Origin of the sequence: Aeromonas sp. R10-1 (assembly GCF_040908465.1) — a bacterium.
Classification (GTDB): Bacteria; Pseudomonadota; Gammaproteobacteria; order Enterobacterales; family Aeromonadaceae; genus Aeromonas; species Aeromonas caviae.
This window is the reverse complement of record NZ_JBFODT010000030.1, coordinates 1-12,403: the sequence shown is the minus strand read 5'-3', so window position 1 is coordinate 12,403 and position 12,403 is coordinate 1. Positions and strand designations below refer to the sequence as shown.

Here is a 12,403-nt window from a genome sequence, read left to right as displayed (position 1 = left end):
CCTGCCAAGGGCTGGGCGTCGTCTCTTGCATGCAACCAGGCACCTCAACGCAGGTCATCAAGGCCTGGAAGATGGCGCAGGAAGAAAAACCAGCGGGCAGCGCCGCAGCCAGTGACACTTGAGCCTGTCCACCCGCCAATCCCCGGCTGGCACCATGGGGTCAGACTATCTCAACGCACAAGAAAAGAGCCCCTTATGGGGCTCTTTTGACTGTGCGATACCGGGCTCAGGTCAGGGTCACTGGTTCGGCGGCCTCAAGGCGCCGGATCCAGGCCTCGAAGTCTGCCAGCATGCGCGCCTCGGACTCGCTGTTGTCGGCGATGAGCTCGGCCCCGTGCACCACCCGGATATGGGCGTCGAGGGGCGTCCCCTCCCCTGCCGGTGGGCGCTGCCGCGCCGCCGCCATGCACGTCTTTGCCTGTTGCCACGCCTCGGCGGCACTCCGGTTGCACGCCTCTGCCAGCGGCACCGCACTGAAACCCTCGCCGGTGAGGCTCTGCAGCGTCTCGTCATGGGTCATGCCGTTGCCCGGTCCCCAGTAGTGGGCGGCCAGATCCGGTCCGATGCGCGGGTTGTCGGTGAGGTAGCCGTCGCGCCTCAGGAAATAGGCGCGGGTCTGCTCCACCGCCATCAGTGCCAGCAGATAGCCGTGATAGGCGCAGGCCGACTCCTGGTTCAGAAGGTGTGGGATGGCCAGCAGCGGGCGCGGGCTATCCACCCCCAGGATCTTGCGCTCCCACTTGCGGGCCAGGGCCAGCACGGCTGCCGGGGTGCGCTCGCTATCTGCCATGGCGTAGAGATCCCGCTCGAAGTAGGCCACCAGCGCGATCTGGCGCTCGTTGAAGGCGCGAAATGGCTGGCGCGCTTCAATCATGGCCTGGATAAGCGCATCGGGGATGGGTTCTCCCGCCGCGTTTCTGGCGTAGCGCTTGAGCCAGTCCGCGTCGTCCAGCAGGCTGTCGCAGAACATGGACTGGGTCTCGGCATAGGCCATGGAGGTGGGCGGAAACTCCTGGGAGAAGCAGGGGGCGTTGCCGGTGACGTTGGCAAAGTGCGCCGCGTGGCCTCCCTCGTGGAACAGGGTGTTGAGCCCGCTCCAGCCGCTGCCCACCTGGGCCGGATTGGCCAGGCTGGTGAAGTTGACCACCGCCGGCACCCACTCCCCTTCCTGCCAGAAGCTCGGCACCGGGCCGTGACAGAAGCCGTTCTCGTATTTTCCCTCCCGGGTCAGCAGATCCAGGGTGAGGGTGGCACCGCGGTACTGGATGCCGAGCCGGCGGAAGCTCTCGACCCAATCCTTCAGCGCCCGGGAGAAGGGCACGTAAGGGTCGAGCTGGCGGGTCACGTCACCACTCACGCTGTAGCGCAGGTTGTGGGGCAGCAGGGCTGCTTCCCCCTTGGCCGCTTTCAGCTCCGCCAGACTCTGGTGCAAGCGGGCATCGGTACGGGCGATGAAGTCGTCGAGAATGGCAAACAGCTGCTCCGGGCTCATCTGCTCGTTCTTGTGCACCTTGTAATCGAAGTAGTCGCGATAACCCATGGCACGGGCGAAGCGGTTGCGCAGCGCGACGATGTCAAGATAGCCGTTGTCGACCACCCACTGCTCCAGGGTGTGGAACATGGCGAGCGCGCTCTGGCGCACCGCCTCGTCGCTGCTGGCGGCCAGCGCCGTGCTGGCGGCGGGCAGGCTGCCGGGGACCTGGCGGCCCTGCTCATCCAGCAAGGTGAGCTTCAGCCCCTTGCGACGGGCGAAGAGATCCGCCTCGGCGGCCACCAGCTCGTCCATCAGGGCGGAGGCACCGGGATCTTCGATGACGTTGCACTCGAAGAAGGCGATCCAGCCCCCCAGACCACGCCTGAGATCCGCCTCTTCGGCCTGGGCATGCATCTCCCGCAGCACCGGCAGGCGGGCAGGATCGGCACAGAACGCCTTGTAGGCCTGTTCGGCCGCGGTGAAGCCTGCCTGATCGTCGCTGGTGCCCATGTAGGTGGACCAGAACAGGTCCTCCTTGCGTCTGTGCACCTGCAGGTAATCGGCATTGAGCTGGTTGAGATAATTCCTGGCAATGGAACTCATAACTTCCCTCTTGTTATGGGGCGACCACGGGGGGCGCCCACTCCTTTTTGGTGAAATGCCAACCCATTCACACTTCTTGCAAATGGAGCAGACAAATTGTGCGCCGGGATGCGCGCCATCACGCTATCAAAAGCGAGGGTTTCTGTCTGCTGGCTATACTGGTTGTCAAACTGCTCAATTGGCTGTTTTCCATCGCAACCCATTGAAAGTTAATGGCATGTTAAAAACAACAATAATCAGGTCCGGCCGCTAGAACGGCCACAATCAGACCCGCATGGGAAAGTAAGGATAAGACTATGTTCAAGCTCGGTGATATTGCCGTGAGTCGCAAGCTGATGCTGCTGCTCTCACTGGCCCTGGTCGGCTTCATCGCACTGCTGCTCATCTCGGCCAGTGCCCTGCACCGCAATCTGATGAGTGAACGGGAAGCCAGGCTGCAGGCGGTGCTGGATCTGGCCATGAGCCGGATCCAGGCCCTGGCCGCCACCCTCCCCCCGGAGCAGGCCAAGGCACAGGCCAAGGCCATGCTCGACAGCATGCGCTTTGACGGGGACAACTACCTGTTCGTGCTGGATGAAGATCGTCGGGTGGTGGTGCATCCCGCCAAACCCGAGCTGGTCGGCCAGCAGATGGGCAACAACCCTGCCGAGTCCCACTGGCAACACATGGTGGATCTCGGCAAGGGCGGCCACCAGGGCAGGCTGGAGTATCAGTGGGTCTCCCCGTCCGGCGAGGCGGCCCAGAAGATGTCGCTGGTGACGGGCTACCAGCCCTGGGGCTGGATCCTGGGCTCCGGTGTGTTGTTGCAGGACATTGAGGCCACTATGTGGTCGCAATATGAGTGGATGGGTGGCGCCACCTTGCTAGTGATCCTGTTGATGGGGCTGCTGGGACTCGCCATCAGCCGCTCCATCGTCAATCCCCTGGCCGAGATCAACAAGGCCATGGCCCGGGTCGCGGCCGGCGATCTGGTGGTCAGCATCCCGGTGCTGGGCAGGGATGAGCTCGGCGCCGTCGCCAGCTCCACCAACCAGGGGCTGGATGCCATCCGCCGCGCCCTGCTGGAGGCGAGCCAGGGGGCCCGCAACGTGGCGGATGCCGCCCTGCGCATCGCCGCCTCCGCCGAACAGACCAACCAGGCGGTCAACAGTCAGCGGGATCAGCTCGCCCAGCTCGCCACCGCCATGAACGAGATGAGCGCCACCATCGCCGACGTGGCGGGTCACGCCGAGAATACGGCCCGCGACACCCAGGATGCCACCAGCGAGGCCGGACTCGGCAACCAGGATGTCCATGCCAGCGTGCATGGCATCCAGGCGCTGGCCACCGAGGTGGATCAGGCCACCTCGCAGGTCAACCAGCTCAAGGAGGGAGTGATGCAGATAAGCGAGGTGACGGCGGTCATCAGCGCCATCTCGGAGCAGACCAACCTGCTGGCCCTCAACGCCGCCATCGAGGCGGCCCGGGCCGGCGAGCAGGGCCGTGGCTTCGCCGTGGTGGCCGACGAGGTGCGCCAGCTGGCCAGTCGCACCCGCCACTCCACCGAGGAGATCCAGAGTACCATCACCCAGTTGCAGCAACGGGCTGTCACCGCCGCCAACGCCATGGACGCCAGCCGCAAGCTGGCGGAGAGCAGCGTCAACCAGTCCGAGAAGGCGGGGCAGGATCTCTCCCTCATCGTCAATCACATCCAGCACGTGAGCGATATGGCGACCCAGATCGCCACGGCGGCGGAGCAGCAGAGCATGGTGGCGGAAGACATGAACCGCAACGTCAGCGGCATCAACGACTCGGCGCTCGAGATGTCCCAGGCGGCCTCCCAGTTGGCCCAGGAGAGCGAACTGCTGGCCGGTCTCTCCCGAAGCCTCGACGAGCGACTGGCGGTGTTCAAGCTCGACAACGCCCAAGCCCAGGACAGGATGATGCGACCGACCCAGGTGTCCTCTTCCCGAGCAGGCATGCAACCCCGCCACTGAGTGGCCCCATGAGCCCCTGCCAGGCTTGCAGGGGCTCCTTTCCTGTTATGGCCACGGGAGCCTCTCCCGGACCACCCTCTCGCACTGAACCAGCGCGCAGATCCCGATGGAGTGATCTGCCGCTGATGCGCTGCTCCGATGAGATGGCACTGTCAATTTTTACACTTAATTTTTTAACAAAATATAGTCATGATGAGTGGTCGCCACAGGCGGCACCATGATCCTTTCTGTAGTCATTTGGCAAACTGGTTGAAAGGCCAGGACGCAAAGCCTCCGGTCTAAAGACAAGCTGTCCAGGATAGCGGGGTTGCAGCACCGTGTTTCGGGGAACTCCCCTGCCAACGTGACTGCCCACATCACCGAACAGAGGAATGTATGGCAGCAAATATCCGACTCACCCATCTCGCGGCAGCGCTGGCGCTGCTGGCCAGTGGCGGCGTACTCGCTCACGGCTACATCAGCCAGCCCGAAGGGCGCAACTACCTGTGCAAGACAGGGGGCAACAGCCAGTGTGGCGCCATCCAGTGGGAACCCCAGAGCCTGGAAGCCCCCTCCGGCTTCCCCGATGGCGGCCCCGCCGACGGCCAGATAGCCTCGGCCGGTCACCCCCAATTCGGCGAGCTCAACACCCAGACCCTCGATCGCTGGACCAAGCGTGAGGTGCAGGCCGGTCCCTTCGTCATCAGCTGGACCTTCACTGCCAACCACGTAACCCGCAACTGGCGCTACTACCTCACCAAGCAGGACTGGAACCCGAACCAGCCACTCACCCGGGATGCGTTCGATCTCAATCCCTTCTGCGTCATCGACGGCAACATGGTGCAGCCCCCCAAACAGGTGACCCATCAGTGCACCCTGCCCCCGCGTACCGGTTATCAGGTCATTCTCGGGGTGTGGGAGGTAGGGGATACCTCCAACAGCTTCTACAACCTGATCGACGCCCGGTTCAAGGATGGCACCCAGCCACCGCTGACCTGGAACCAGGGAGGGACCATCTATCCCTCCATCGACCTGGTGGCGGGTGACAAAGCCAGAACCCGGGTGTTCGATGCCAATGGCGAGCGCACCGATCTCCAGACCGAGCTGACCATCGCCAGCACCGAGCAGGGCCAGAAGAACAACTGGGCCCACGCCCTGGCGAGCAAGATCAACGCCGAGCAGAGCCAGATCCGTGCGGGCCAGCAAGGCACGGACGGCCAGTTCAACCCCGTCTATGGCCAGAACCCGGTCTACCTCAAGGCTGGCAGCAACCTGCAACGGGTCGAGATCCAGCTTGAGCAACAGCAGCCCCCGGTGGAGAACGGGATCAGCGTGAGCGGTCTGGCGAGCGACTACACGCTCGACAACGGCAAGCTCACCCTGATGTTCACCGTCACGGCCCAGGGGGATCTCGCCATCACCAACACCCTCTATGACCACGGCGGTGTCGCCAGGGGACAGAGCAGTGCCGATATCAAGGACGGCAGCCAGAGTTTCTCCATGGCGCTGACCGGCTTGAGTGCGGGCCACCATCAGCTGGTGATCGAGGGCAAACCCAAGGCCGGTGGTGACGCGGTGCAGCAGACCCTGGATCTCATGTTCAAGGATCCGGCAAGCGGGGGCTATTACCAGTTCACTTTCCCGGACGGCCTCAAGTCCTACACCGCCGGAACCCGGGTACTGCAGCCGAAGAACGGCAAGGTCTATCAGTGCAAACCCTTCCCCTACAGCGGCTGGTGCAGCCAGTGGGCGAGCACGGCCACCCAGTATGAACCGGGCGTAGGCTCCCACTGGCAGGAGGCCTGGACAGCGCAGTGATGGGACGTATCCGACCTAGCGGGAACCCGCTCGGCGTTTCCGGTGCCAGATCAGGTCAACATCAAACAAACGGGGAGCCCATGGCTCCCCGTTTTTCATCCATCCCTCGGTTCAGATCTGATAGTCGAGCAGGGGCTCGTTGCTCATGGCGCGGGCCTGGATCTCCGCCAGCGCCAACTCGGGGTTGCAGAGCTGGATGAACTGCCAGGCAAAGTTGTGCTGGAACTGCCCCTGCTTGAGGCCGATCCAGGCGGTGTGCGGCGCAAACAACCGACTGCCGTCTAGCTGTACCAGTCCCTTGTCCCGCAGGGAATCGAACGCCATGTCCGCCAGTATGCCCACCCCCATCTCCAGCTCGACATAGGTCTTGATGACGTCGGAGTCCTGGGCGGTCAGCAGGATCTGCGGCACTATGCCCGCCTCGGCAAAAGCATCATCCACCCGTGCCCGACCGGTGAGGCCGGCCTGATAGGTGACGATGGGCCAGTGGGCCAGAGCGGCCAGGGTCAGCTCCCGCTCGGCGGTGAGGGGGTGCTGCTCCGGCACGACGATATTGTGGTGCCAGCGATAGTAGGGAAAGGCCACCACCCCTTCGCTCTTGTCGAGCTGCTCGCTGCTGATGCCGATGTCCACCTCACCGGTCTGCACCAGCCGCACTATCTCCTCCGGGCTCCCCTGACGCAGCTCCAGCTGTACCAGGGGAAATTGCTCCCGAAACGCCTTCACTACCCTCGGCAGGGCATAACGGGCCTGGGTATGAGTGGTCGCGATGAGCAGTCGGCCCGAGTCGCGATTGGCAAAGGTGCTCGCCAGTTTGCGGATGTTGTCGGCATCCCCCAGGATACGCTCGGCGATCACCAGCAACTCCTTGCCCGGCTCGGTCATGCCGAGCAGGCGCTTGCCATAGCGAATGAAGAGGGCGAGCCCCAGCTCCTCCTCCAACTCGCGAATGTGGCGGCTGACCCCGGACTGGGACGTAAAGAGGGCATTGGCCACGTCGGTCAGGTTGTAATCCCGTCGTGCCGCCTCCCGAATGATTCGCAATTGCTGAAAGTTCACCTCATCGCCTCCTGCGCTGAGTGGCGGTGGCTCGTGCCACCGTCCTCTTGTTATGGATTGCCGGGATCATAGCCCGGCAGCAAGCCTGACAGAGGGCCGCACCTCGCGGCTTGCCCTCAGATCTGGTAGTCGGGATAGAGCTGTGCCTGCCTGGCCACCAGACGCACCCCCTGGCCGGGAGCAAAAGCGCGGGCGGCCTCCTTGCTCAGTTCGGCCTCGTAGTGAGCGCCTCCCGTCTCCCCATCGCCACGCAGTTCCACCCGGATGCGCGGCCCCATGGGTAGCAGGCGGGTAATGGTGGCGCGAATGCCACCGGGGGCATCCGAGGGCAGGATCTCCAGCTCGTGGGGACGCACATAGGCAATGGCCGCACTCCCTTCTGCCAGATGTGAGGGGATGGGGCCACCCAGTTGCTGTTCACCGATGCCGAGCCCCTGCCCGGCCACCCTGCCACGAAACAGGTTTACGCTGCCAAGGAAGCTGTGCACGAAGGCACTGGCGGGCTGATCATACACTTCGGCAGGGGTGCCAATCTGCTCTACCTTGCCGGCGTTCATCAGCACCACCCGATCCGCCACCTCCAGGGCCTCTTCCTGATCGTGGGTCACGAACAGACTGGTGACATGCAGCTCGTCGTGAAGCTCACGCAGCCAGCGGCGCAGCTCCTTGCGCACCTGGGCATCGAGGGCGCCGAAAGGCTCGTCCAGCAGCAGCACCTTGGGCTGCACCGCCAGGGCCCGGGCCAGGGCGACCCGCTGGCGCTGACCACCGGAGAGCTGGGTCGGGTAGCGTGCCGCGACATGGCTAAGCTGCACCAGATCCAGCAGCTCCTTGACCCGGGTGCGGATGGCCGCCTCGTCCGGGCGTTCGCTGCGCGGCTTGACCCTCAGGCCAAAGGCCACGTTCTCGAACACCGTCATGTGGCGAAACAGGGCGTAGTGCTGGAACACGAAGCCAACGTTGCGCTCGCGCACATGGAGATCCGAGGCATCCTCGCCGCGGATGATGACGCTGCCACTGTCCGCCTGCTCCAGCCCGGCGATGATCCGCAGCAAGGTGGTCTTGCCGCAGCCAGAGGGGCCGAGCAGGGCGACCAGCTCACCGTCGTGAAAATCGAGGTTGATGTCGGCCAGCGCCGCGTACTGATTGAAATGCTTGTTGAGCCCTTGAACCTGAATGCTCATGAATGCCTCTCCTATAACCGTTAATTCGGGATCAATGGGACTGGGTCGGTTGGCCGCGCAGCCTGGCCAGCAGGGTCTCACCCAGCAGGGTGAAGATCCCGAACAGCGCCAGCAGGCTGGCCACCGCGAAGGCGGCACCGGTCTGGTACTCGTTGTAAAGGATCTCGATGTGCAGCGGCAGCGTGTTGGTCTGGCCGCGAATGTGGCCGGAAACCACGGAGACAGCGCCAAACTCCCCCACCGCCCGGGCGGTACAGAGCAGCAGGCCATACATCAGGCTCCAGCGGATGCCGGGCAGGGTCACCCGCCAGAACATCTGCAACCCGCTCGCCCCCAGCATGATGGCGGCCTCCTCTTCCTCCGGGCCCCGCGCCTCCATCTGGGGCAGCAGCTCGCGTACCACGAAGGGCACAGTGATGAAGGTGGTCGCCAGGATAATCCCCGGGGTAGCGAAAATGATCTTGATGTCGTGCTCGCTGAGCCACTCGCCGAACCAGCCGCGACTGCCGAACAGCAGCACGAACATCAAGCCCGCGATGACCGGCGAGACCGAGAACGGCAGATCGATGAGGGTGATAAGCAGTTGCCGGCCAGGAAAGCGGAACCGAGCGATGGCCCAGGCAGCGGCCAGCCCGAACAGCAGGTTCAGGGGCACCGAGCAGAGCGTCACCAGGGCGGTCAGCCCCAGGGCGCTCAGGGCATCCGGCTCGCTGATGGCGTGCCAGAAGAAGGCCAGACCCGGGCTCAGCGCCTGGATGAAGACGGTGGCCAGCGGCAACAGCAGCAAGGCGGCAAACCAGCCCAGACCGACGGTGACCAGCAGCCATTTGACCCAGACCGGTTCATGGGTCACCGGAGGATGACGCGCCGGGGTGGCCGGCGCGGACTCCTGGGCCTGATCGAGATGTGCAGTAGAGGCGTTCATATACGGCTTCCTCCGATGCGAGCCCAGCTCCAGGCTTGCAACTTGTTGATGAGCAACAGCAGCACAAAGGAAATGAGCAGCATGACGGACGCAATGGCCGATGCACCGGCGTAGTCATACTCCTCCAGGTGACTCATGATCATCAGAGGGGCAATCTCGGACACCATGGGGAGGTTGCCGGCAATGAAGATGACAGAGCCGTACTCCCCCACGCCGCGAGCAAACGCCAGGGCAAAACCGGTGAGCAGCGCAGGTACCAGGGTCGGCCACAGTACCCGGATGAAGGTCTGCCAGCGGTTGGCACCCAGGCTCGCGGCCGCCTCCTCTTGCTCGCTCTCCGCTTCCCGCAGCACCGGCTGCAGGGTACGCACCACAAAGGGCAGCCCGATAAAGGTCAGGGCAATGACCACCCCTATGGGGTTGTAGGCAAGCTCGATGCCCAGCGGAGCGACCCATTGGCCAATCCAGCCGTTGGGGGCAAAGATGGCGCACAAGGCGATGCCGGAGACGGCAGTCGGCATGGCAAAGGGCAGGTCGATCAGCGCATCCACCAGTCTGCGGCTGGGGAAGGTATAGCGCACCAGTATCCAGGCCAGTATCAGACCGAACAGACTGTTGAGCAGGGCGGCAATGAAGGCGGCGCCAAAGCTCAGGCGAAAGGAGGCGAGCACCCGGGGGGAGCCGATCACCTGCCAGAACTCGGCGGCGCTCAGGTTGTTCACCGCAAACAGCACCAGTGCCGAGAGCGGCAGCAGCACCAGTATGCCCAGATAGAGCAGACTGAAGCCCAGCGTTGGCCCCAGGCCTGGCAGGACGGAATAAGAACTTAATCGCATAACACATCCGTTTGTTATAAATACTTTGGATGTGACGATTTTGCTCACGGCGGCCAGGGACAACAAACACCAATAATGCCTTTGCTAAGCACTTTTTTATCTAACAATGGTGGAACAAGGCTTTTAGAGCGATAAGCATAAAAAAAGGTCTTTTATATAAATAAAAGACCTAAAAGACGGAGCGGTAAAACCGGGAACCTGCAAAGTCAGTCACGCTGGCCAAGTTGCCAGCCCGCCTGGAAATCGTGCCGAGACAATCCGATGGTCCCTCATCGAAAACTGAGTGCGGCCTGCTTGCCCCACTCGGCAGGAGCAGGCTCCACCACCATTTCGGCACGGCGGTATAGGGTGCCGAGCAAAGCGAGGCCCTGGTGCCACTCCCCATGGCCGGACTGGGCATTGATATGGCCCACCTCCCCCGCATCGAACAAGGGCACCTGCCACTGCCGGCTCCAGAACTCTGCCCGCTCGAAACTCATCCAGGGGTCATTGCGGCTGGCGATCAACTGGGCAGAGACCTTGATGGACCCCGTCAACACCTCATCCGGGATACCGAAACGGGCAGGGTCGGCAGGGGCAACGATGAAGATGGAAGAGACCTTGTCTGGTTGCAGTCTGGCGGCAGCGATGGCCGTTAGAGCGCCGAAGGAGTGGGCGACCAGGTGGACCCGGCTGCGCCGGCTCCTGAGCTTGCTCGCCAGCTTTGCGCTCCAGACCGTGAGATCCGGCTTGTCCCAGGGCAGACCCATCATTCTCTGCCACTGGGGAAATTGCTGGTGCCAGCGGCTCTGCCAGTGATCCGGCCCACTGTTGTGCAGACCGGGAACCAGAAGGATCTTGTTCATCGTGGTACTCCTATCTGTTGTCACAGGGGCCTGCGTCTCTTAGCGGCCCGGTTGGTAAATCTGGTCAAACGATCCGCCCTGGGCGAAGTGCTTCTTCTGTGCCTTGTCCCAATCGCCTTCCAGATCCTTGACAGTAAAGAGCGTCAGGTTGGGGAACTGGGCCGCTGTCTCCTTCAGGATCGCCGGATTGCTCGGACGATAGTGGTATTTGGCGATGATGCGCTGCCCTTCGTCAGAGTAGAGATACTCGAGGTAAGCCTTGGAGACGGCCTCGGTACCATGCTTCTTGGCTACCTTGTCCACCACGGCTACCGGCGGCTCGGCCAGGATGGAGACCGAGGGCACCACCAGTTCGAACTTGTCGCTGGTGCCCGGTTGATTGAGCACCAGCAACGCTTCATTTTCCCAGGCCAGCAACACATCCCCGAGCCCGCGTTCGATGAAGCTGGTGGTGGCGCCACGTGCCCCGGAGTCCAGCACCTTCACATTCTTGAACAGATCGCTGACAAACTGTTTGGCGCCCTCTTCAGTGCCGCTTTTCTTCAGGGCATAGCCCCAGGCAGCCAGATAATTCCAGCGCGCACCGCCGGAGGTCTTGGGGTTGGGGGTGATGATGGCGACATCCTTGCGCACCAGGTCGCCCCAATCCTTGATCTGCTTGGGATTCCCCTTGCGCACCAGGAAGACGATGGTGGAGGTATAGGGAGAGGCATTGTTGGCCAAACGCCCTTCCCAGTCGCTGGCGGTGAGACCTGCCTTGGCCACCGCATCGACGTCATAGGCCAGCGCCAGGGAGACCACGTCAGCCTCCAGTCCGTCCACCACGGCACGAGCCTGTTTGCCTGAGCCACCGTGTGACTGGCTCACCACCACATCGTCGCCGGTTTTGGCCTTCCACTCCTTGGCAAAGGCACTGTTGTACTCCTGGAACAGCTCCCGCGTCGGGTCATAGGAGACATTCAGCAGCCGCACCTCGGCGGCTTGGACCTGACCGAGAGCCAGCAGGGAGAGAACGGTGAGAGCGGTCATTCGCAGTTTCATGGTGATACTCCATATCGTTGGGTTGAGCACAGCATGCCCGCTTATGTATATTCCATGAAGAAAGAAAAAGCGCTTTACTTATCTCTTATCCGCATATGAGCTCCCGATGGCCCTCTGACACTCTCGGCCAGAGCCTATTCGCGTGCTTGCGATGCTCATCTCCAGACACGACAAAGCCCGGTCGATTGGCCGGGTTGGGAAAAGATGGAGGAACAAAGGCAAACCAGAGCGAAGGGTAAGCCCTGGGTAAAGGGACAATGCCAGGCACGCAGGCACCACAGGGGGGAAGAAGCGGGTTGTCAGTAACAGGCGGCAGACCCGTCGGTTGCCTCTTGTTCCCTGAGCTCTTATCCAGACGCCAGAAAGCAAAAAGGCCTTCCCGATAGGGAAGGCCTTTCAATTTAGTGGCGGAGCGGACGGGACTCGAACCCGCGACCCCCGGCGTGACAGGCCGGTATTCTAACCGACTGAACTACCGCTCCGCATTCGGTTAGCTTTCGCTAAATTTTTTGCCGCTTATTCTGAGGTGTCATCCTCGCAGCCGGTCATGTCTTTCACATCACCGTTTAATTGGGTGCCTGGCAGTGTCCTACTCTCGCATGGCGAATGCCACACTACCATCGGCGCTACAGCGTTTCACTTCTGAGTTCGGCATGGGGTCAG

At 62.6% G+C, this 12,403-nt stretch carries 9 protein-coding genes, 1 tRNA gene and 1 riboswitch; of the genes, 2 read left to right on the top strand and 8 right to left on the bottom strand.

Going from position 1 to position 12,403, the window contains the following annotated elements; translation table 11 throughout:
* Positions 1-226 precede the first annotated feature (226 nt).
* Entirely contained in the window at positions 227-2,077 is a 1,851-nt protein-coding gene (locus AB5Y93_RS15220) for a M3 family metallopeptidase (RefSeq protein WP_368229747.1), read from the bottom strand.
* A 296-nt stretch (positions 2,078-2,373) separates the two neighbouring features.
* On the opposite strand from AB5Y93_RS15220, the gene AB5Y93_RS15215 reads away from it, so the two are divergent.
* Together AB5Y93_RS15215 and gbpA are read left to right on the top strand one after the other, a co-directional pair.
* Entirely contained in the window at positions 2,374-4,053 is a 1,680-nt protein-coding gene (locus AB5Y93_RS15215; protein WP_266140214.1) for a methyl-accepting chemotaxis protein, read from the top strand.
* A gap of 229 nt (positions 4,054-4,282) precedes the next feature.
* A riboswitch (cyclic di-GMP riboswitch) is annotated at positions 4,283-4,368 on the top strand.
* Positions 4,369-4,428: 60 nt separating this feature from the next.
* Positions 4,429-5,850 carry an N-acetylglucosamine-binding protein GbpA gene (gene gbpA / locus AB5Y93_RS15210; RefSeq protein ID WP_368229746.1) on the top strand — a complete coding sequence of 474 codons (1,422 nt, stop codon included), beginning with the start codon at positions 4,429-4,431 and terminating at the stop codon, positions 5,848-5,850.
* A 111-nt stretch (positions 5,851-5,961) separates the two neighbouring features.
* Here the strand turns inward: gbpA and cbl are convergent, their stop codons facing one another.
* From cbl to AB5Y93_RS15175, 7 genes are all read right to left on the bottom strand, one after another.
* Positions 5,962-6,909, bottom strand: coding sequence for an HTH-type transcriptional regulator Cbl (gene cbl / locus AB5Y93_RS15205; RefSeq protein ID WP_368229745.1), 948 nt, complete (start codon positions 6,907-6,909; stop codon positions 5,962-5,964).
* Positions 6,910-7,025: 116 nt separating this feature from the next.
* Entirely contained in the window at positions 7,026-8,093 is a 1,068-nt protein-coding gene (locus AB5Y93_RS15200) for a sulfate/molybdate ABC transporter ATP-binding protein (RefSeq protein WP_010672827.1), read from the bottom strand.
* A gap of 31 nt (positions 8,094-8,124) precedes the next feature.
* A complete protein-coding gene (gene cysW / locus AB5Y93_RS15195) occupies positions 8,125-9,018 on the bottom strand; it encodes a sulfate ABC transporter permease subunit CysW (protein WP_010672826.1) in 894 nt (297 codons plus the stop codon).
* Positions 9,015-9,854 carry a sulfate ABC transporter permease subunit CysT gene (gene cysT, locus AB5Y93_RS15190; RefSeq protein WP_368229744.1) on the bottom strand — a complete coding sequence of 280 codons (840 nt, stop codon included), beginning with the start codon at positions 9,852-9,854 and terminating at the stop codon, positions 9,015-9,017. The genes cysW and cysT overlap by 4 nt, the downstream gene beginning before the upstream one ends.
* 269 nt (positions 9,855-10,123) lie before the next feature.
* The gene (locus AB5Y93_RS15185; RefSeq protein ID WP_010672824.1) at positions 10,124-10,699 is read right to left on the bottom strand and encodes an alpha/beta hydrolase; all 576 of its coding nucleotides are present in this window, start codon (positions 10,697-10,699) and stop codon (positions 10,124-10,126) included.
* 39 nt (positions 10,700-10,738) lie between these two features.
* On the bottom strand, positions 10,739-11,740 hold the full coding sequence (locus tag AB5Y93_RS15180; protein ID WP_042864432.1) for a sulfate ABC transporter substrate-binding protein: 1,002 nt from the start codon (positions 11,738-11,740) through the stop codon (positions 10,739-10,741).
* 405 nt (positions 11,741-12,145) lie between these two features.
* A tRNA-Asp gene (locus tag AB5Y93_RS15175) sits at positions 12,146-12,222 on the bottom strand.
* Positions 12,223-12,403 lie beyond the last annotated feature (181 nt).